The organism is Verrucomicrobia bacterium S94 (assembly GCA_004299845.1).
GTDB lineage: Bacteria > Verrucomicrobiota > Kiritimatiellia > Kiritimatiellales > Pontiellaceae > Pontiella.
Genome location: CP036201.1, coordinates 1,785,083 through 1,806,738 on the forward strand (window position 1 = coordinate 1,785,083; position 21,656 = coordinate 1,806,738).

Consider the following 21,656-nt stretch of genomic DNA (forward strand, 5'->3'; position numbering starts at 1 on the left):
AACCCCATGCATTTACTCATTGTAGAAGACAGCCAACGAATCTCCGTACCGCCGGCCAAAGGTCTCCGCGAGTCCGAATATGAGGTCACGGTAGTCGGCAAGGGCATAGATGCCCTGACCTGCTTCACCAACCGCACTCCCGATCTGATTCTGCTGGATCTCGGCCTGCCGGATATGGACGGATTCGACGTGCTGAACCGCATCCATGCCTTTCTGCGCCGCGGGAAGAAAAGGTATGATACCACCATAAAGATTGCCGACCTGGTAATTGATCCGGTCAGGCGGAAAATTGACCGTTCCGGTGGAAGCATTGAGCTTACTCCAAGGGAATTCGATTCTCGGCGGCCGCGCCGGCCGATGCGGAATCGCTCTTTCTGACCACAGCCGCTAAATACAACATGGCCCAGCTCAGACTGCTTTCCGCCACCGGAAATGAGCTGAAATAACAACAACCAGCGGTAAGTTCCAATGTTAGGAATATATTGGAACTTACCGCTTCTGAATCTTTCTCTAATGCAAGCCTAACACTTAGAGCACAGATTACCCACGCTCTTTAAGAAATTCCGTTAGGAGTTCATAACAAATCAGGAGAAAGGTTTATGAAAAAAAAGATTCTTGCAATGACAGCCGCAGCAGCGGTTGCGGCATCGGCCGGCGCATCTGACAAGATTGTTATTGATGGTTCCACCACCGTGGGACCGATTGCCAAGGCCTTTGCAGAATATTATATGGCAGCCAACCCCGACGTGAATATCACCGTTTCCGAATCCGGCTCCGGCAATGGCGCGAAGGCCATGATGAATGCAAACTGCGAAATAGCCATCATGTCCCGTCCGATGAAGCAGACCGAATTCAAAGCGGCTGCTGAAAAGGGTATTCAGCCTGTGGCCCATGTGGTTGCCCTCGATGGACTTCCGCTTCTGGTCCATCCTTCCAACCCGGTACAGGACCTTACGGTTGAACAGGTCCGGAAAATCTATCTGGGCGAAATATCCAACTGGAAAGAAGTCGGAGGTCCGGATAAAGCCATCGTAACCATCTCCCGCGACACCAACTCCGGCACTTATGAAACGTTTGCCAAACTGATCATGAATAAAGAAAAAATCGGCGGAAAATGCGAATACGTCGGCTCCAACGGCGCCATCCGCCAACGTGTTCAAAGCACGCCCGCCGCAATCGGTTACGCCGGTCTAGGCTTTGTTGACAAAACCGTCAAAGCCCTGAAAATCAACGGTATTTATCCATCTACAGAAACCGTTCAAACCGGCGAATATCCGGTTGCCCGTCCGCTGTTCATGTATACCGACGGTTATCCCAGACTGGGAAGCCCGCTCTATCAGTTTGTAACCATCCACCTGACCGAGGACGGACAGGAAATGGTTGAAGAAATCGGATTTGTTCCGGTAACTGCATACTAAGGCCTTTTATATCTCCAACCGTAGTCCGCGGGATTCGGCCGGAAGCCGGATCCCGTTTTTTCCGTCCGGAAAACATTATGAAAGCATTGCTCCCCAGCAGCGGAAGAACAGAGACCAACACTGTCATTTTTTATCAACATTCCATAAAATCCGAAGTTCAGATCATCTTCCAATATCCGGAAATTAAACCCTTTCACCCGCTTACACTCATCCAACATTAATCGCTCACTAATCTTTTACTAACAGTTCGAAGCCATTGTCTGGCGCGATATTCAAGGGATTTCTGTGTCTATGAGCAAAACAGCTAATATGAACCTAATAATGAGTGATGCCGCCAGCCGGCGCCAGCGTATCAGTATCCTGCTGGGTCAGAGTTTTCTTTTTCTGATCACTTCACTTTCCACCTTCGCGGTCTTCTTTATCTTCTATTTTATTCTGAAGGACGCGATTCCTTTTTTTAAACTTGAGGGATTCAGGGAATTTTTCACCAGCACGCACTGGTACCCCTCCGGATCACCGGCTGAATTCGGCGCCCTGCCTATTTTTATCGGAACAGGGCTGGTTACACTCGGGGCCGTTGTGGTTGCGGTCCCTCTCGGCATTTCCGCCGCAGTCTGCCTTTCCGACCTTCTTCCGTTTAAGGTCCGGCAGATTGTAAAACCGCTCATCGAAGTACTCGCCGCGATTCCGTCCGTGGCATACGGTTTTTTTGCCCTGGTTGTTTTTGCACCGCTGCTCCAAAACCATGGCGGTGTCATTCTCTCCACCGGCATCTGGCTGGTCCTCGGGCCGATCCTCGCTCTGCTCGTCATTGTGATCGGAGACCTGATAACCGAGAAACTTCGGGAAAAAATTCCCAACCCTAAAACAGCGGGAGCGATCATTTTTCCAGTGCTTGGCATTCTGGCTCTTATTTTTCTCTATCGGATCTCGACCAACCTGCTTGGTATCGAAATCAGCTCCGGAACCAATGCGCTAAACGTATCTATCATTCTGGGCATCATGGCGCTTCCGACCGTAGTCAGTGTTTCCGAAGATGCGCTGCAGGCTGCCGGCCGTGAACTGCGGGAAGGCTCATATGCCCTCGGAGCCACGCGGGCGGAAACCATCATTAAAACCATCATTCCCGCCTCGGTCAGCGGAATTCTGGCCGCAGTTATTCTCGGGGTGATGCGGGCCATCGGCGAAACCATGGTGGTCTGGATGGCTTCGGGCAATGCCTCCCGGATTCCGGAACCATGGTATAATGTACTGCAGCCGATCCGGACCCTTACTGCCACCATTGCCGGCGATATGGGCGAAGCCGACCACGTAACCGGCTCCTCCCGCTTTCACGTCCTTTTCGCCATGGCATTCTGCCTTCTGGCCTTCTCATTCATCATGAACCTGGTCAGCGAAATCATTGTTAAACGCTCACGCAGGAAACTGGGTAAATAAGCATGAGACTGGAAACCCGCAAACTCCTGGACAAAGCGTTCTCCGGCCTTGGGCTTATTGCTATTGCCGTCATGGCCATGGCCCTGCTGGCGATTCTTACCCCGATCATCTGGCGCGGCTCCAAAGCATTCATTTTCAAAGGAACCATTGAACACCGCCGGGTTATGCTCGAACAGTTCGACCGGGGAAACCCGGACCGGTTCAACCGGGAACTCGACCTTGTCACTGCGGCCCGCGCTCCGGTCTATGATATGCTTGAAGCCTTTGAGGCTGAAACCGCCGAACTCAAAGCAGCACTTGAAGCACAGGAAGATGAAAAGAAGAAACTGGCCAAAGCCCTGAAAAAACAGGCCCGTGCTCTGAAACGGGAGGGCGGCAGCGAAGAGGAAATTGCACGGCTTGAAACTGAAGAAGACCGGTTAAAGGATGAAGCCAAAATCCTGAAAGAACAGGCCCGTAGCCTGGATGAAACCCGCGATGAACCTTACGAAGCCCTTGTGGATGCCGTAAAAGAACTGTTCGGTCCGATGCCCGGACAGAAAAAACCGGTGCTTATCCGGCAGCAGTACGGCCAGACCCGCTGGGACCGCACGCTCGTAAAACTGCATGAAGTGATGTTTGAGGAGGAGTGGGACTACTCCAACCCCGATGCCATGGGAGTTCTTATTGAAAAACCGCGCATTGAAAAATTCCGCGGTACCGAACTCGAACCTTTTTTCCAGTATCTGGAAGAACACATCGATGACATGATGCGGCCTAAAACGACGTTCTACTGGCAGTTCATCACCGATACCTCTAAAGACTCCCACATTTTCGGCGGAATATGGCCGGAAGTGCTCGGCACCATCTACCTCACCCTCGGCGCCATGATCTTCGCTATCCCGATGGGGGTTATTGCCGCCATCTATCTGTGCGAATATGCGCAGGAAGGACGGATGGTCAGCTTCCTGCGCATCTGCATCAGCACACTCGCCGGTGTACCCTCCATCGTGTTCGGCCTCTTCGGTCTCGCCTTCTTCCTGAACACGATCCATATTTCCGATTCCAAAAGTGTCCTCGCCGGTTCGCTGACACTTTCGCTGCTGATTCTGCCGACCATTATCCGATCTTCGGAAGAAGCCATCCTGGCCGTGCCACGAGCCTATAAAGAGGCCGCACTCGGCCTCGGGGCCGGTCGCTGGCATACGGTAATGACCGTGATCCTCCCGGCGGCACTTCCCGGCATTCTCACCGGTGTGGTCATTTCCATGGGCCGCGCAGCGGGAGAAACCGCTCCGATCATTTTCACCGCCGCCGTATCAGTCGGGGCTCCGCTGAAAATCTGGGAAACCCTGAACCAGCCCACCCCCGCCCTGCCCTGGAATATTTACAATCTCTGCACCGAGCATGAAGCGGTCGACGAAATCCGCCACGTCCAGTACGGTATGGTATTCACCCTTGTCGCCATTGTACTTCTGCTTAACCTGGTCGCTATCATGATGCGCGCACGAATTTCGAAGAAACTGAGAGGCTGATATGTCTGAAGAAATCACCATGAAACAAATCGATACCTTTGCGGATCACAACGATATCGATACAAACGCAGAAACCCATATCGAAGCCCGGGACTTTTCCCTATTCTATGGCGATTTCGAGGCGGTGCGTAAAGTCAGCATGAAGGTGCCCAAAAAGAAAGTCACAGCCATGATCGGTCCGTCGGGCTGCGGAAAAAGTACACTGCTGCGTTCAATCAACCGTATGAACGACCTGATTCCGAACACCGGAGCCACCGGTGAAATGATTTTTGACGGACATAACATCTATGCCAAAAACATTGATGTGGTTACGCTTCGCGCCCGCGTCGGCATGGTTTTCCAGAAGCCGAATGTTTTCCCGAAATCCATTTTTGACAATGTGGCCTACGGGCCGCGCCTTCAGGGAGTAAAAAACAAACAGGAACTCAATGAAATCGTTGAGCAGAGCCTGCGCCAGGCCGCAATCTGGGACGAGGTTAAAGACCGGCTGCAGGCCAATGCGCTCGGTATGTCAGGCGGTCAGCAGCAGCGCCTCTGTATTGCCCGGGCCCTTGCCATTAAACCGGAAATTCTGCTGATGGATGAACCCACCTCTGCGCTGGACCCGAAAGCCACGGCCAAAATTGAAGATCTGATTGGCGAATTGCGTAAAGCATACACCATCATTATCGTCACCCACAATATGCAACAGGCCGCCCGGGTATCCGACCTGACCGCTTTCATGTACGAAGGTGTGCTGGTGGAATTCGGCAAAACAAAACAGCTTTTCACAAACCCCGAAAACCCGCAGACAGAAAATTACATTACAGGACGATTTGGATAAAAAATGAGGCGTGAACAGTGGCCCATAAGTCGTGATTCCGATCGCGGATTATGCCGCACACATCACGCTCCGAAGGAGCGAATATGGCTAAACATCTGGAAAAAGAACTCGAACGCCTGAAAAAACTGATCTACGCCCTGAGTGCCCGTGTGGATGAAAACCTCGAACTGGCCGTTAAATCATTTCTGGAAAATGATGTCGATCTGGCCCGGCAGGTGATGGATTCCGATGTACGGATTGATGAGCTTGAAATTGAGGTTGAAGAGGAATGCCTGAAGGCACTTGCACTATACCAGCCGGTCGCCATCGATCTCCGCTTTATCATCGCCGTCATGAAAATGAACAACGATCTGGAACGCATCGGCGATCTGGCAGCGGACATCGCTAAAAACGGCATGCATATAAACCAGGCCCCCAGACCGAAGGTGCCGCTTGATCTCTACCAGATGACCTACCTGGCCAAAGCCATCGTTCGGAAAACACTGGATGCTCTGATCAACATCGACACCTACCTCGCCCGCGAGGTCATCCGGGATGACGAAGAAATCAACGAAATGAAGCGCGAAATGAAAGCGGAAATCGTTGAAGCACTGAAACGTGAACCGGAACATGCCGACTCGCTCATGACCCTTTCAGCTATCACCCATCGCCTGGAACGTATTGGCGACCATGCCTCCAACATTGCCGAGGATATCATCTATATGGTGGAGGCGGAAATCGTCCGTCACCAGTCTCCCGAACAGTAGACAGGAAACTTTATTAGATCCGTTGCAAACGGACTCCTTCTGTCCGGAAAATCTTTACCGACGCGGCTTCTCAAGTCACCAACCTGTCAGTGTTGATCCCAACCGCATCGACTGCACTGAATATCGGCGCGTGATCATCCCCCGGAAAAACAACCCCGCCATAATGACGGGGTTTTCAACAACCGGAACCCTGCCGGTTCAGGCAGAGCTCCTTTTATATCAGTTCAGATACCGGCTCTACTGCTTTTCCAGATACAGCTTCACAAAGATCCTTCCTGTTCCGGAATCCGACACAGTATTCGTGATTTCACTCATTTCAAAGTCATTGAGTGTCACCACTGTTACCTCACCGGTAGTCCAGGGACCCATAACGAGATCTTCTGTGGTAATCAGAGCATATCCAACCGTGCTGTCATTTCTGATCGAGAACACATAATCGGAACCGCTCATCACCGGAACAACGCCAACATCCGAAGAGTCATTCGGGTCGCCATCAAGCACCCATTCGCCCCAGTTTGAAATACCGTCGGCATCGTTATGCCCCTCCGGATCAGTCACACCATAGGTGTCCGCCCAGAGATCGTAGCCATACAGCGGCGGAACAATGTGCTTCACCAGCAGGTTATCAACAGAAATTCCGTTGGTGTTTCCATAGTTGGAAGCTCCGTAGAATCCAAAGAACAGCTCTTCAGCATTATAGGTGCTTGGCTGAACCACATCCACACCCGTGAGAGAGTCAGACCAGCCGCTTACCAGGTTGGATACCGTCACATCAACCAACCAGGTATCGGCCGTTTCAGATTTCTCCAGCGTGTAGGTAACCCGATGCCATTCAGAGGTGGTTGTGCCATCAGCGGCAACATCGCCGAGATCGCTGAGCGACGCAAAAAAGTCGTCCGCACCAGGGCTGTCGGCATAGGTCTCAATCTGATAATCGCCGGTCGCCTTTTTGCTGATGCGGATTCCGATTGCATTTTCATTATCATAGGACGTTGCGGCATTGGTATAAACCGAAGACAGCATCACATCAAGCATCGTCGAATTAAGAGCATCACGCCCGTAAATCTTCTCGTCGAAACTGATTTCAATCGTTTCGCCCGGTTCTACAGCACCGATCGAACTGAAGGTATTCATTTCTCCGCGCCAGACCACACCGAGTCCTTCAGACGGCCAACAGCTTGCCACACCATTAGAGATCGCAAAGTGATCGCCTTTATTGAGCGGCTCCCATTCCCGATCATCATTCAGCAGGGTTCCGTCGGCGAAATCATCAAAGTCCTCATCAATAATCACACCGTCCGGAAGCTCATCTTCCGGATCTGCAGCACGGATAATTCCCTGCAGATTATCAAACTCATTACCTTCCATACCGACTGCATAGTTATTGTTACCAGCAAATGCCGCGTAGAAACTTTCCTGCGAATACAGCGCCGCATTATCCACCAGGAACTCTACATTCACAGATTCTCCATTAACGGTATTGGTAATATTCAAACCGGCAAACAGAGCACCATCCTTCTCTGTGCGCTCAATCGAATAGGTGACACGCACGGTATCACTGGTGTGGTCTCCATTCGCGGGATCAATCCCCAGAACGGCATCGTCAAAATCCACCGCCGTGACTTCATTGCTGGTCTCATAATAGTAAATCCTCCATCCACCGCTGCCTTTCTGATACAGACGGAAGCCCATGGCAGAATCGGCCGAATCCGCATAGACCTGGGTACGTTCCTCCCATACCCCATTGGTACGAACCGAACCGACCATACAGATATCCATCATGCTGTTATTAGCTACTTCACCCGTAAATACGCGCCAGTCAAATTCAACCACTGCGGTTTCTCCGATCTGCGGCTGCATGGCGGTTGTATTCACTACGCCCCCCAACCGGTGCCCGTTTTTTCTTCAGAAAAATTCGGCCGCTGCATGGCATAGCCATTATAACCGACCCATTTATCGTTGTTACCATTCACATCCCACTCGGGCAGTGTCTGTACCGACGCATAATCAGCAAGATCATCAAAATCCTCTGCCCAGATAACGGTTTCAAGCGGAGGTGTACCGACATAGAAATTGTCAAAATGAACCTCACTGACCTGCGTTACCGCCTCAACCGTATTGGACGGATCTTCATTGAATCCCGTCGTCACACCGGCATATACCATTGTTCCTTCAGCAAGCCCCGTATCCATCGGCGTACCGTCCGCAATCAGACCGTTTCCGCCTTCGCCATAAATATCGGTATCAATCCAGATGGTTCCATTGGAAACGATCAGACTCGATTGCACAGAAAACCAGTCACTCGTCCCACCGGCAGTTGCATCCACGCCGAGATCACTGACCGGCACCCAGCCCTCAACCCACACTTCAGCGGTTCCATCGTGCTTGAAACCGATAGCTGCATTCCGCATGACCAATGCTTTGTTTACATGACTGCCTTCCCACCAGTTGGTGCTGGTGCTCAGGTTCAGCGAAAAAAAGGACTGATTGGGGGTTTCAGGCGCACCTCCAGGAGCGTGCACAAACCGCATGTCGGCTTTGATGATCATATTGTCATCGCCTTCGAGTGTAAATCCGTGCGTGGTCGGTGCATGGTAGTTCCGCAGAGCCCGGCTGTTATCCAGTACAGCATAGGTGCCGTCCGATGTCAGCAGATCGGTCTGCGCCGGAGTAACTGAATCATCCCATTTCGGGCGCCAGTCGGCACCATTGACGGTACCGCCGGTGTAGGTACTGAAGTCATCTTCAAAGATGATCTGTTCAGCAAATGTTGCACCTGCTACGGCTGTTGCAAGCAGGAATAAAGCAGATTCTTTTTTCATCTCAAGTCTCCACAAGAACGGCCGCCCATCCGGACACTTTCATGCGCCCCGCCGCCGAGACAGGAACACGGCCTAATTTAAAAGTCGCCGAAGGTATCATGTGATCGATAACATTCAACTTCATTCTAGAAGAAAATGCTATTCTAACAGATGCAATGAGAAAAAATGCTTTAGATTACGCGAATCTGAACGCGTTTATGCTGCTGCAAAGAAAAGTGGAAACAGATTAAAATCAACAGTTTATGTTTCCGATAACATTAAATTCTGCAACAGTATTACGCACTTAAATAAAGAGACCGGATCTGATTTATTTCACCTGGATACGCACATTATCGAACCGCCACCACTCGGTACTTTTAACCGGTTTGGCAACCTCGACCATCAGCATGACATACGTTTCCGCGGTTTTCGCAGGAACAATCAGCTCAGGAACCGAAACCGTCTGGAATTCCGATGGCGGCACTGCAACCTTTTTTTCCACTTCCTGCAGAATATTTCCGGCGGCATCCACACAGATTACGGATATTTTTACCCGGGAACTTCTTTTCTTTGCCTTTCCGACAAGATCCAAATCCACCTTAACCACAAATCCCGGTTGTGCTTTAATCACCTTCGCGCAGGCCATGACTCCGCCCGCAGGCTCACCCTTCGACACCGTGCACATCGCAGATTTCGAACCGTCAGATGCATCTTTTGCATAGATTGACCACCCTTTGCCCTGCACGTTCCAGCCGGTAAAATCACCCGTTTCGAAACTGCTCTTGCCTTGCGCCAATGCCCCCTCCGCAACAAGAAACGCCATTGATGCAGCCAAAATTAAAATTGTACGGCCTGTTGCCATTATCAGAATCCATCCCCACTTATTTTCTGAGATAATACATGTATGCAATACATGCATTCAATATGCCAGAAAACATTGAAAATTTAACTCAATCCAAATTTTATGCGCCTGATCAGCATAAAAAAGAACATATATATTCTTCGGCTGTCTCCATATAGACCCCGTATCCGTCTACCTGTATATGAAAAAGCACCAAATGATGAAACGGTTTTCAATTCTCCTTCTATGCAGTCTGAATACTCTCAGCTCTGCAGCGCAAACCTATCATTCTCCAAGTGTTATTAAAAATGCGCCTAAAGGTAAATCACTATATATCGCCACTCACGCCGGAAAACAGATTAGACAGCTCAACAAAGAAAATCTCAAAGTAACCACCTGGCTTGAACTCCCCGCAGAACCCAGCGGCTTTATTCTGAACGGCGATCAGCTCATCATTACCGGCGGCGGCTATAACGGCTCTGTATGGCTAGCTGCAGATGGAAAAATTATCCGAACCCTGAAAGCCGGCCACACTCCGCTCTCCCCGGTGCTCTCTCCTGATGCCCGGACACTCTACGTCTGCAACCGTTTCAACAATGATATCTCTTTTATCAATCTCGCCACGGGCAAAACCACCGCACGCGTCCCTGTACTTCGCGAACCCATCGCCGCTGACATCACCCCGGATGGCCGCTACCTTTTTGTGGCCAACCACATCCCCGACGGCCGGGCCGATGTCGACTATGTTGCATCAAAAATTTCTGTAATCGACACACAGACCCGGACCGTAAAAACCATTCTTCTTGTCAATGGAGCTGAAGGCCTGCGCGATCTCAAATTATCACCCGACGGAAAAAAGGTTTTTGCAACACACCTCATGGCCCGCTTTCTCGTCCCAACCACACAGCTTGAGCGGGGCTGGGTTTCCACCGATGCCCTCAGCGTCATTGATGTGGATTCCCAGACACTGGAATACACCGTGCTGCTCGATGACGTGGATCAGGGCTTCCCCAATCCCTGGGCCATCGATTTTTCCAGCGACGGAAAAACCCTGGTCGTCTCCTCAGCCGGCAATCATGAACTCAGCCTGATCGACCTCCCGGCACTTACGGAAAAAATAAAAACCGAAGCAGCCCGCAACAACGGAAAAGCCCACCTAAACGCACACAATAACCTATCGTTCCTCTCCGGCATCAGAAAGCGGGTCAAACTGAAAGGCAACGGTCCGCGCGCACTGACCGTGGACGGAGACACCATTTATGTGGCCCACTATTTTTCCGACGATATCGAAATCGTCCGCGTTTCCGAAAACCGGGAAACCAGCTCCGGCCTCGTGCCTCTTGGCGACGAACAACCCATCACACCGATTCGTCAGGGCGAAATCTTCTTCAACGACGCCCGTCTCTGCTTTCAGAACTGGCTCAGCTGCGCCACCTGCCACCCCGACGCCCGCACAGACGCCCTCAACTGGGATCTGCTCAACGACGGCATCGGAAATCCGAAAAATGTAAAATCCATGCTTCATGCCCACGAAAATCCTCGTGCCATGTGGCTCGGTGTTCGGGCCGATGCCTATGCCGGAGTACGGGCCGGCCTCCGGCATATTCAGTTTGCCGTCCGGCCGGAGGCCGACGCACAAGCCATTGATGCCTATCTGAAAAGTCTGAAACCCGTACCCAGCCCCTGGCTGGTCGACGGAAAACTCAGCAAAGCCGCCGAACGCGGAAAACGTATTTTCAACACCGCAGGCTGCATCCACTGCCACTCAGGCCCCTATCACTCCAACAACCAGATGTATGATATGGGAACAACCAAAGGGCAGGACGAAGGTCTTCCGGTTGATGTGCCCCACCTCACCGAGGCCTGGCGTACTGCGCCCTACATGCACGACGGCCGGGCCGCCACTATGCAGGAGCTCTTCTCTACATTCGGCCATGGTGATAAATACGGCAGCGTTTCCGCACTCTCCCCCGAAGAACTGAACGATCTGATCGAATACGTTCTGTCGCTCTAGCTTTCGCTCAGCCGCTTCGCTTCTCTGTCCTCCCAATAAAGCGAATGCGCCTCTTTCAGTATCCCCGGAATACGATCCGCAAACCGGCTCTCTTTCAGACAGCTCCAGTCCACGGAATCCACTTCCGCAGCCTGCTGTCCGGGAAACCAGTGCGAAGCATTACCCAGCAAGTTGTACCGCATTTTTGCAAATTCCCGCAGTCCAAGCCCCTGATCAAACGTCCACAGGCGCAGAATCTCACGCACATTGATTTCGCCGGGCACATCCAGATAAAACGGCAGTCCTTCATGCCAGTGCCGCACCCAGTCGCTCCCGAGATCACTTTCCAGCGACCGGACAATACGCCGCTCAATATCGCCGACCATCGGATCATCCAGATAACGGGACACCGCTTCAACGTGTTCATCAAAATCCGTCGGTTTGGCCGCCCCAATACTCAGCGTATGCACTTCCGGACGCTGCAGGCAGTAAAGATCATTCCACTGCATCGGAGTCAGCGGCCGGCACAGAGCCGACATCTTTTCAGTCGGTTTATACAGCATACCGCCCTTATCATTGGGACTGATGATAAAGACGCCCATATCCTGCTTTGCCGCCGCCTCCACCATCGGCCGGTGCAACTGATCATAAATAAAATACCAATGAAGATTCACATAATCAAATTCACCGGTTTTACAGGCCGGAATCACCGCCTCCGGACCGCCGTGCGTTGAAAATCCGCAAAACCGGACCCGGCCCTCCTTCTGCAGCTTTCGGATAGCCTCCACACAACCGCCCTTTTTCAAACAGGTATCAATATGTTCCGGCAGATTGATCCCGTGAATCGAAAGAAAATCCACATAATCCACCTGCAGATTTTTCATTGAAGTTTCAAACACCTCCAAAAACTCCTCCGCCGTTTCCTTCACCCCGATCTTGGTCTGGAGCAGATATTGATCCCGGTCGATTTTCGGAAGTACCCAGCCAAGCTGCATTTCCGAGGGCCCGTAACCACGCGCCGTTTCGATATGAGTAATCCCCAGCTCCAGCGCACGATGTACTGTTACCTCAAGATTTTCCTGAATCTTCGGATCAATTTTATCCGGCTCCAGATCCTCCCATCCCTGTTGATACCGCATGCCGCCGCAGCTCAACACCGGCATCTGCACTTCTGTTCTTCCAAATCGTCTTCTCGGTATTCTCATTTTTTATCCAGTTCTGTACGGATCAGCTCCGCTGTTTTTTTCCCGATCCCCGGGACTTCCGAAATCTGCTCAACCGAAGCCCGGTTCAGACGGGCCATCGATCCGAAGTGTTTCAAAAGCATCTCCTTCTTTGAACCTCCAATCCCCGGAATTTCATCCAGCCGCGATTCCATAATCCGCCGGCGGCGCAAATCACGATGATAGGTAATCGCAAAACGATGCGCCTCATCACGCAATCGAGTCACCACAGTCAGCGCCGCCGAATTGCGCGGAAGCACCAGGCTGCCCGAGTTTTCTTCATAATCCCAGACGATCTCTTCATAGCGTTTGGCCAGACCGACGATTGGCAGGTCATCCAGTCCCAGCAAGCGCAATTCAGCCTTCGCGGCGCGCAACTGTGTGATCCCTCCGTCTACCATCACCAGCCCCGGCATCGCCTTCTTTTCACGCTGAAGCCGCGAATACCGCCGCCGCACCACCTCGGCCATCGACCGCGGGTCATCCGCCCCTTCCACCGTTTTGATCCGGAAACGGCGATAACGGTTCGGATACGGCACTCCGTCCACCGCACACACCATACTGGCCACCGAATTCGTTCCCGAAATATTCGAGATATCGAAACACTCAATGACACGCGGCTCCGCCGGAAGCTTCAACCGCCGCTGTAACTGCTTCAGCCCTTCGCGTGCCTCATCCTGCTTCATCTTCGGCGTTTTACGCACCTTTGCCCGCTCACGCACGGCATGATTCAAATGCAGCAGCATATCCCGCAACGCCGCAGCCTCTTCAAATTTAAGCTCCGCCGCCTTCTGCTCCATCTCGGAGCGGAGCTCTTTCAGCATTTCCATCCGCTCACCGCGAAGGAAAGCACAGGCCTCCTCCACCCGCCGCCGATACTCCTCGGGTGACACCTTTCCGATACAGGGAGCCGAACAGTTGGCAATGATATCATCGTTGCAGTGTTTATAGGTTTCTTCATCCGGAATACGCGGGCGACACCGGCGCAGCCCGAATTTCCGTTCCAGAAACTCCACGGCCATTTTAGCCGCCATTCCCGAAGTATAGGGCCCGAAATATTCCGCTCCGTCCTTCTTTTTTATCCGGCATTTTTCAAGACCCGGAAACGGATGCTGTACATCGGCGCGAATCATCTGAAATCGCTTATCATCTTTCCAGAGCGTATTGTAGTGCGGCCGGTACTCTTTAATCAGCCTGCCTTCGGTCAGAATCGCCTCCGCCTCGCTTTTGAGCACCACAATATCAAAATCCTCAATGGAACTGATCAGACTGCGGATTTTCGGCTGGGCGGTACGGCGCGTATGCGAACGGAAATAACTCCGCACCCGTTTCCGCAGCGAAGCCGCTTTCCCGATATAAATAATTTTCCCATCGCGGTCGCGCATCAGATAACAACCCGGTTTATCCGGCAGTTTTTTCAGTTTTTCCTGAATGGTTTGCGAAAATTCCATACCCAATAGATATAACAAGCCACCCTCTAACGCAAAACAACTTCAATCCGCAGGCATCAAACCCTGCCGATAAGGCTTGTACCGAAAGCCACATTGCATAAGCTTAATTTTTAAGGAATTTAAAATGGAACTGCTGAAAAATATCCTCAACGAAATCTGGCTCGTCACCACAGAAATGGCGCCCTATCTCCTGTTCGGCTTTCTTATGGCGGGTATTCTGTCGCAACTGATCTCGCGTAATTTTGTAAAACGCCATCTCGGCGGCGGAGGACTTGCAGGCTCCGTAAAAGCCGCCCTCGTCGGAGTTCCGATGCCCATCTGTTCCTGCGGGGTCATCCCTTTTGCCGCACTGTTGCGCAAGCACGGGGCCAGCCGTGGCGCCACCGCCTCGTTTCTGTCTTCAACACCACAAACCGGTGTTGATTCGCTGATGGTAACCTACGCCCTGCTCGGCTGGGTTTTCGCGGTATTCCGCGCTCTGGCAGCTTTTCTTTCCGGCATTCTCTGCGGAATTGCCGTCGAAGCCGTTCCAACCTCTGACAAGGATAAACCGGAGGAAGAGGAAAAAACCGAGGTAACCGACAAGCGCGATCCAATCCTCCTTCGCATGCTCAGATACGGTTTTATTACCCTGCCCGGAAAAATTGCCCAGGCCATGCTGATCGGCATCGTGATCTCCGGCGTCATCAGCGGAATTATTCCCGATAACTTTTTCGCCGACCGCCTGGGGCATTCCCCCTTTGCAATGATTCTGATGCTCTTCATCGGCATCCCGCTCTATGTCTGCTCCTCAGCCTCGGTTCCGATCGCACTGGCCTTCATTAAAGCCGGCCTTTCCCCGGGAGCCGCCCTCGTCTTTCTCATTACCGGTCCGGCAACCAATGCAGCCACACTGACTACACTCTGGCAGATCATCGGAAAAAAACAGCTCATCGTCTTTCTCATCACCCTTTCCTTATGTGCTCTGGCAGCAGGATATATCATGAATTTATTTTCTCCTGCACTGGGTATTCAGGAACAGGTTTGCCACATGCACGAATCGGCTTCCCCCCTGAGCGCTGTATGGACAATACTGCTTCTGGCGGTGTTGATCAAAAGTATCATTCCTTCCCGCTCAAAAAATACGTAATTACCTATCCGAAACACGGAATATCAGGGATTGGCTCTAAAAATGCGTTGTCGGAACCCCTGTTGTTCCCTATTATAAGAGTGAGTCATGCGTTCTAGGGTTGGAATCGAATGAGTAAGTTGAAATGCAGTATTATGGTCATAGATGATCATCCGATTATCCATGACGGGTTGAAAACGTTATTGGCAACCGAGAGCGATATGGAAATATCCAGCACCGCCTCATCGGCTGACGAAGCGCTGGAAAAATTATCTAACATCAACGTAGATATCGCCATCGTCGATCTGTCACTCGGCGGAACCGATGGCACCTACCTGATTCAGCAGATCAGAAAGCTTTATCCGGATCTTAAGATTCTGGTTTATACCATGTCTGAAGAAAAGCTCTTTGCAGAGCGTTCGGCCACAGCCGGAGCACATGGTTATGTCATGAAAACTTCTCCGCCGAATACACTGAAAAAAGCGATTAGGACTGTTTTTTCCGGTGAACTCTATTTTACTGAAGACACGATTAATCGCATCAGAAAAAAATCCGAAGGCTACACAGACGCACCGCGAACGCTGCTCGACAACCTCTCCAACCGGGAAATGGATATTTTCAAACTGATCGGAGAAGGGCTCGATACCGCCCTGATCAGTGAACGGCTCAATATCAGTCGAAATACAGTCGACACCCACCGGATTAACATCAAAAACAAACTTGAGCTGCCTAACGGAAAAGCTGTTGAACGCCTGGCCTACGAAGTCATTCAGCAGGGGCGGATGCCGAACTGAATAAACACACATTGCTGCCCGCAATGTGTATTCAGAAAACAGGCAGGGCGGTAAGCCGGATTCTGTTCACCCGAAGGTGTCGATCATTTATCTATGCGATCTACCCGGAACCTTAAACAGAGCGGGCCGCTCCTAAGTCCCCTATTTGATCTTGCTCCGGACGGGGTTTACCCTGCCACGGTCGTTACCTTCCGCGCGGTGGGCTCTTACCCCACCATTTCACCCTTACCCCGCGAACGGGGCGGTATATTTTCTGCGGCACTTTCCATCCCATGCGATCTGGCACATGGATTCCCGCGTTAACCCCGGGACGTCCTGCCCTGTGGAGTCCGGACTTTCCTCCCCGCATATGCGGAGCGACCGATACACCCTGCCTGAAAATTAAAACTGATTCCTGAAAAAGAGCCGAAATTCACCGAAAATGAATTACGTCTCTCTCACCTATGCTATCCACCGTACGGCGGATTGTAGACAATACGCCCACAAAAGTTACACCCTACAATTTTTGTCGGGTTACGCGCATCGTTGATTACCTGCGGCGGAAGCTTCATATGACATCCGCCACAGTATCCGCCCTCTTCCACCAGAACAATCGCCACATCTTTTTTGTTCTGCAGTATACGCATATATTTTGCGAGGAGTTTCCTGTCGCAGCCTTCTGCCATCCGGTTGCGTTCAACCTTCATTTTCTCGACCTTCTCTTCGAGATAGGCCTTGCGCTCATCGAGTTCCTGCAGCTCATCGGCAATACCCTCGCGTTCATGGCTCAGCCGTTCTTCGCATTCAGCCACAATCGCTTTCCCCGCTTCAAGATCCTCCATCAGCTTGATCTCTTTTTCCTCAAGCGCTTTGATCTCATCCTCAACAGCACCGATCTCTTTCACGAACGCCCGATACTGCTCGTTCGTCTCCGCATCCATCTGCTGGTTTTTGTATTTGGTGACCCGTTCCTTGAGTGCTTCCACCTCCAGCTCCTGCTCCTTCAGCGTAGCTTCGGTGTGCTTTTTACTGTCGAGCGCCATTTCGAGTTTCTTTTTCGAACCGCTCAGCTGCGCTTCAATATCGCTTTTACGCTTTGGAATATCGCGAATCTCCCGCAGGAGTTTGATCAGTTTACGATCCTTCTTCTGAAGGGCAAAAATAGGTTCCAACGGATGCGACACAGGCAACCTCCTTAAATTTTCTAAAAAACAAGCTTCGTAAAGTACCCATTCAGTTTTCCCAAGTCAAAGCGATTGACTATTTTTGTCACCGCCGTCTTTTCCGGGAAAACTCAATAAAAAAGTCCCGGCCAAAGCGGGACTTATCATAATCTTATTTACTTCCGGGATGTACCAGTTCCAATCCCGCTTTACAGAGCGGGCAATCCGCGGGATCATATGTCACCGGTTCAATGTCAAGCAGACTGATCAACGGCGCATCAAACGCCGCCTTTCCGCCGCTGCGATTCACCAGAATACCGATCGCGGAAACCACGCCCCCGTTTTCTTTAACAATATCAATGGTTTCCTGCACCCGGCCGCCGCGCGTCACCACATCTTCGGCAATAACGAACCGTTCACCCTTTTCAATCCTGAAACGACGCAGCCTGAGAGCATTGTCTTCTTTTTCCACAAAAATAAAACGGACCCCCAACGCCCGGGCCACATCATGACCGATGGTAATTCCGCCCATAGCCGGAGCAATGACGGTATCCACTTTCAGATCGGCCAGTTCAGCTTTCATTTTTTCCACCAGCGCTTCGCAGAGCTCCCCGGAAATACGCGGATGCTGCAATACCAGCGCACACTGGAAAAACTGATTGCTGTGAAGGCCGGAACGCAACTCAAAATGGCCCTCAAGCAATGCATTGGTTTTTTTAAAAATACCGAGCACTTCTTCCTGAGTCATAACTTCTCCCTGAACTGTTAATCAATAATGGTGCTACTTTTTCATATTCTGCCCGATGTCGTCCATCCTGATTAAATGAAAAGGACGCCCGACGTAAAATCAGGGCGCCCTTTTTCCGAACGACTCAGCCGAACGGAAGTTTACTTACGGATCAGCTTAAGCGCCTCAACCTGTCCCTGACGGGCATAGTCCGCCGCTTCTGCCAGAATCCGTGCCGCTTCCTGTGGCGCATGGAAACCCATCGAATTTTCGGCGGCGATATAGTCGAGGCGCCACTGCGCCTTACGCTGAAATTCAAGAGCCGCAGCAAGCTCCTCTTCCGTCACCCCGGATTCTTTTGCCTCCATCACCGCATCCATCAGGTCATTCAATGCTTCACCGCCACGCAGCAGCAACTTATAGTTTTTCTGCTGGATAGAATCCACAAGATCCAGAATCTCCTGTTCCGATTTACGGTGACAGGTCTGACAGGCACGATTCACATTCAGCAACGGACTGCGTACCCAGTGATCAGATACTTTCGATGCGCCGTCACGCATATAAGGCATATGGCAGTCGGCACAGGAAACTCCACTTCGGGCATGCACACCCTGACTCCACAGTTCAAATTCGGGATGCTGTGCTTTCAGAATCGGAGCTCCGGTTTCTTTATGTTTGTAATCATAAAACCGCTCTCCGCTCGTAAGTCTGGTTTCATCCCAGAATTTTTCCTCACTATCCATACTCAAGCCGTTGCCCCACGGAAAGGTAAGCGGGAAATCAGAGGAACAGTAGTATTCGACATGGCACTGCCCGCAGACAAATGAACGCATTTCATTGCGGGTAGCATCCACATTCGGATCATACGGCGTTTCACGTCCGCTCTCCCTCCAGATATCGATCGACGGAATAGCCGGCACCGGGGCATCCGAATTCGCCAGACGCCGGATACCGTCGATGAACCCCGGACGTGTTACCCGAATGGCCATCGTTTCCGGATCATGGCAGTCCACACAGGAAACCGGATGCGCATGCCCCATATCATGAGCCATTTCGTTCAGTTCCCAATACGACATTGCATGCGTCTTTTTCATACCGGCCATAGCATCGCCGTCGCCCAGTTCACGGTAAACCGGCATAATTGAAGCATGGCAGTGCAGACAGGAACCCGACTGTTTCGCCTTGTGCCGGTCGGTATGCTCCTGATCATAAAGCATATAGGCATGGCCGCGGCGGTCGCGATAGTCGATAGAAAATGCATACCCGAGAAACATGCGCTTAAGCCAGTGATATTCCGGCCGGTCGATTTTCTGCTCAGGAAGTGCTTCGCTGCCGCCGTGCCCGCCAAACGTTGTTTTTGTGGAAAGCGCCGTACGCTTGTAACTGTCGTACTGTTTCGGCCAGTTTTTACCCCAGACCGCCGGATCCGTTGTCTCCTCGGTCACTTCCACCAGACGCAGATACTGCTGACGGGCCTCCACTTTCCGCTCGGTGATATTGGTCAGCAACGCAACAATCAGAGCCGAAAGAATGGCTACGGCCACCACAATGATAATATAAATTCCGGACGCACCCTGTTTTTTCACTTGTTTACTCATAACTTTCCCTTTCTTTTTCCACACCTCGATCCGCTCCGCCGATACCGGTGGGTAAAACCCCATGCCCCACCGATGCGTGACAATGAATGCAGCTCACCGCATCAGGATCCGTAATATCCCTTCTGAACATCTCATGTACCATATCCTCATGACACGCCACGCAGTTGTGCTGCAGAATCCGCTTGTTTTTCCCCTTGATCATAATGGGCTCGTGAAAATTCTGCGTGGTAAACGCTTTCGAGTGATGCCAGCCGTTTTCCGCTTTTGCGATGTATTTACCGATGAAATCATGCGGCAGATGACAGTCGACACAGGTGGCCTGTGCATGATGACTGGACTTCACCCACGAATCATACTGCGGCGTCATAATATGGCAGTTCACGCAGGCCTTCGGATCAGAACTCATATAGGAAAGCCCCTCGGCATATCTCATAGTAAACGCGCCTGTTCCGACCAGAATGCCCACCATCACCGCAAGAACCACCGCTCTTTTTTCTAACATCCTCATTACTCCCCTCTGAACCGCCATTACAGCAGTCGGATAAAAAGACGACCATTCCCATCGCCTTTTCAAGGTTTAGCACCATGGCCGACCCGTTAAGCCTTTGGAAGGAATAAATCCGATTCGGCCATATTTAAATTCAATCCGAATAACATGATGACAATTCCGCTTGCTTCCAACCTCCGGAAAACGTAAGAGAGTCAACCTTTTGAGCCTCATCTATTAATCATGAATACACTGCAAACCTATTTCGTTAACGTACTCGGCTGCAAAGTCAACCAGTATGACGCCCAGCAGATTGAACAGCTGCTCGAACGCTATGGCCTGAAAAAGGCGGAACAGTCCGACGACGGCGACATCATCGTTGTGCATACCTGCGGCGTTACCGCAGCTGCCGCCCAGAAATCGCGCCAGACCATCCGCAAAATGCAGCGGAACAACCCCCTGGCTCATGTCTTTGTCACCGGCTGCGCCGCCGACATCGAACTCACAGACGTCGGACAGGACCCCGTATTCCGTGTGCCCGCCGGAGCCGACTGGATTCAGCGCCTCGATCAGCAGCTCAGCGAACTGGCCATGCCCGAAAAACACGGGATGGAGAACATCGAGACCGACACCTTCACCATTTCCCGTTTCGGTGACCACACCCGCGCTTTCTTAAAGGTGCAGGACGGCTGCGACATCGGCTGTTCCTTCTGCATCATTCCACAGCTCCGCAAAGAACCGCGCGACAAAGCCATCGAAGACGCCGTCCGCGAAGCCACCGCACTTACCGAAGCCGGCTACCGCGAAATTGTCGTCACCGGCGTCAGCGTCGGCCTCTATGGCCGCGGCCGCGGCTCATCGCTTGCTGAAATGCTGCGCAACCTCGTGAAAGTTCCGAACATTGGAAGAATCCGCCTTTCCAGTCTGCATCCCGGTGAACTGACCGATGAATTACTGGAGGTATGGTCCGCCAACAAAAATATTATGCCGCACCTCCATCTTTCACTGCAGTCCGGCTCCAACGCCGTTCTGCACGCCATGCGTCGCGGGTACACCGCAGAGGAATACTACGACGCCGTCATCCGCGCCCGCGCCGTGCTCGACAATCCGGCCTTCACCACTGACGTCATCGTCGGCTTCCCCGGCGAAACCGACACCTATTTTGAGGAATCCTACGATTTCTGTAAAAAAGTCGGTTTTTCACAGATGCACGTCTTCACCTATTCGCCGCGCCCCAAAACAATCGCGGCCAGAATGGGCAATCAGGTCAACGGCGCCATCGCCATGGAACGCAGCGAAAAACTGCGCGAACTGGGCGAAACCATGGCCGTTAACTATCACCGTCTGTTCCGGGAACTGGAAGTCGAGGTGCTCGTCGAGCGCGTCAAAGACGGCATTGGAAGCGGATATACCCGACATTATATCCCGGCAGAATTCCCCTGTTCGGAAGATCAGCAGAACTCGGTTCTACGGGTGCGGGTTTCCGAAACAACATCAAACGGCATTTCGGGTGTGATTAGTCTTTAACAGAGTCCCCGGCATTTTTATATTTA

Annotated in this window: 19 protein-coding genes and 1 other RNA gene; 10 read left to right on the plus strand and 10 right to left on the minus strand. The window is 51.7% G+C overall.

Annotated elements, in window-relative coordinates; all coding sequences use genetic code 11:
* Window positions 1-6: 6 nt before the first annotated feature.
* The 6 genes from EGM51_07430 to phoU all read left to right on the plus strand — a co-directional run bounded on the left by EGM51_07430 (window position 7) and on the right by phoU (window position 5,938).
* Window positions 7-378 (plus strand): response regulator transcription factor, encoded by a 372-nt coding sequence (locus EGM51_07430; GenBank protein ID QBG47235.1) that lies wholly within the window; start codon window positions 7-9, stop codon window positions 376-378.
* A gap of 221 nt (window positions 379-599) precedes the next feature.
* On the plus strand, window positions 600-1,418 hold the full coding sequence (locus EGM51_07435) for a PstS family phosphate ABC transporter substrate-binding protein (GenBank protein ID QBG47236.1): 819 nt from the start codon (window positions 600-602) through the stop codon (window positions 1,416-1,418).
* 291 nt (window positions 1,419-1,709) lie between these two features.
* The gene (locus EGM51_07440; GenBank protein QBG47237.1) at window positions 1,710-2,855 is read left to right on the plus strand and encodes a phosphate ABC transporter permease subunit PstC; all 1,146 of its coding nucleotides are present in this window, start codon (window positions 1,710-1,712) and stop codon (window positions 2,853-2,855) included.
* A 251-nt stretch (window positions 2,856-3,106) separates the two neighbouring features.
* Entirely contained in the window at window positions 3,107-4,369 is a 1,263-nt protein-coding gene (gene pstA, locus EGM51_07445) for a phosphate ABC transporter permease PstA (protein QBG49268.1), read from the plus strand.
* A 13-nt stretch (window positions 4,370-4,382) separates the two neighbouring features.
* The gene (locus EGM51_07450) at window positions 4,383-5,192 is read left to right on the plus strand and encodes a phosphate ABC transporter ATP-binding protein (GenBank protein ID QBG49269.1); all 810 of its coding nucleotides are present in this window, start codon (window positions 4,383-4,385) and stop codon (window positions 5,190-5,192) included.
* Window positions 5,193-5,242: 50 nt separating this feature from the next.
* A complete protein-coding gene (gene phoU / locus EGM51_07455) occupies window positions 5,243-5,938 on the plus strand; it encodes a phosphate signaling complex protein PhoU (protein QBG47238.1) in 696 nt (231 codons plus the stop codon).
* 237 nt (window positions 5,939-6,175) lie between these two features.
* Here the strand turns inward: phoU and EGM51_07460 are convergent, their stop codons facing one another.
* The 3 genes from EGM51_07460 to EGM51_07470 all read right to left on the minus strand — a co-directional run bounded on the left by EGM51_07460 (window position 6,176) and on the right by EGM51_07470 (window position 9,601).
* Window positions 6,176-7,813, minus strand: a complete 1,638-nt coding sequence (locus tag EGM51_07460) for a hypothetical protein (protein QBG47239.1) — start codon at window positions 7,811-7,813, stop codon at window positions 6,176-6,178.
* Window positions 7,813-8,760: a hypothetical protein gene (locus tag EGM51_07465; protein ID QBG47240.1), complete on the minus strand. Its 948-nt coding sequence runs from the start codon at window positions 8,758-8,760 to the stop codon at window positions 7,813-7,815. Before EGM51_07465 ends, EGM51_07460 begins: the two co-directional genes overlap by 1 nt.
* Before the next feature lie 307 nt (window positions 8,761-9,067).
* The gene (locus tag EGM51_07470) at window positions 9,068-9,601 is read right to left on the minus strand and encodes a hypothetical protein (GenBank protein ID QBG47241.1); all 534 of its coding nucleotides are present in this window, start codon (window positions 9,599-9,601) and stop codon (window positions 9,068-9,070) included.
* A gap of 181 nt (window positions 9,602-9,782) precedes the next feature.
* On the opposite strand from EGM51_07470, the gene EGM51_07475 reads away from it, so the two are divergent.
* The gene (locus EGM51_07475; protein ID QBG47242.1) at window positions 9,783-11,594 is read left to right on the plus strand and encodes a c-type cytochrome; all 1,812 of its coding nucleotides are present in this window, start codon (window positions 9,783-9,785) and stop codon (window positions 11,592-11,594) included.
* Here the strand turns inward: EGM51_07475 and EGM51_07480 are convergent.
* On the minus strand, window positions 11,591-12,772 hold the full coding sequence (locus tag EGM51_07480; protein QBG49270.1) for an aldo/keto reductase: 1,182 nt from the start codon (window positions 12,770-12,772) through the stop codon (window positions 11,591-11,593). The two genes, EGM51_07475 and EGM51_07480, sit on opposite strands and share 4 nt — an antisense overlap.
* 2 nt (window positions 12,773-12,774) lie before the next feature.
* Window positions 12,775-14,247, minus strand: a complete 1,473-nt coding sequence (locus tag EGM51_07485; protein ID QBG47243.1) for an excinuclease ABC subunit UvrC — start codon at window positions 14,245-14,247, stop codon at window positions 12,775-12,777.
* 124 nt (window positions 14,248-14,371) lie between these two features.
* Here EGM51_07485 and EGM51_07490 point away from each other — a divergent pair, with 124 nt between their 5' ends.
* Together EGM51_07490 and EGM51_07495 are read left to right on the plus strand one after the other, a co-directional pair.
* On the plus strand, window positions 14,372-15,376 hold the full coding sequence (locus tag EGM51_07490) for a permease (GenBank protein ID QBG47244.1): 1,005 nt from the start codon (window positions 14,372-14,374) through the stop codon (window positions 15,374-15,376).
* Window positions 15,377-15,486: 110 nt separating this feature from the next.
* Complete coding sequence (locus tag EGM51_07495) at window positions 15,487-16,149, plus strand: response regulator transcription factor (GenBank protein ID QBG47245.1); 663 nt, start codon at window positions 15,487-15,489, stop codon at window positions 16,147-16,149.
* Window positions 16,150-16,184: 35 nt separating this feature from the next.
* Here EGM51_07495 and rnpB read toward each other — a convergent pair.
* From rnpB to nrfH, 5 genes are all read right to left on the minus strand, one after another.
* Window positions 16,185-16,526, minus strand: an RNA gene (rnpB, locus tag EGM51_07500) — RNase P RNA component class A.
* Window positions 16,527-16,595: 69 nt separating this feature from the next.
* Complete coding sequence (locus tag EGM51_07505; protein ID QBG47246.1) at window positions 16,596-17,312, minus strand: hypothetical protein; 717 nt, start codon at window positions 17,310-17,312, stop codon at window positions 16,596-16,598.
* A gap of 151 nt (window positions 17,313-17,463) precedes the next feature.
* Window positions 17,464-18,039: an orotate phosphoribosyltransferase gene (locus tag EGM51_07510; protein ID QBG47247.1), complete on the minus strand. Its 576-nt coding sequence runs from the start codon at window positions 18,037-18,039 to the stop codon at window positions 17,464-17,466.
* 140 nt (window positions 18,040-18,179) lie between these two features.
* Complete coding sequence (locus tag EGM51_07515; protein QBG47248.1) at window positions 18,180-19,616, minus strand: ammonia-forming cytochrome c nitrite reductase subunit c552; 1,437 nt, start codon at window positions 19,614-19,616, stop codon at window positions 18,180-18,182.
* The gene (nrfH, locus tag EGM51_07520) at window positions 19,609-20,124 is read right to left on the minus strand and encodes a cytochrome c nitrite reductase small subunit (GenBank protein QBG47249.1); all 516 of its coding nucleotides are present in this window, start codon (window positions 20,122-20,124) and stop codon (window positions 19,609-19,611) included. Before nrfH ends, EGM51_07515 begins: the two co-directional genes overlap by 8 nt.
* Before the next feature lie 222 nt (window positions 20,125-20,346).
* Here nrfH and mtaB point away from each other — a divergent pair, with 222 nt between their 5' ends.
* Complete coding sequence (mtaB, locus tag EGM51_07525; GenBank protein ID QBG47250.1) at window positions 20,347-21,630, plus strand: tRNA (N(6)-L-threonylcarbamoyladenosine(37)-C(2))-methylthiotransferase MtaB; 1,284 nt, start codon at window positions 20,347-20,349, stop codon at window positions 21,628-21,630.
* Window positions 21,631-21,656 lie beyond the last annotated feature (26 nt).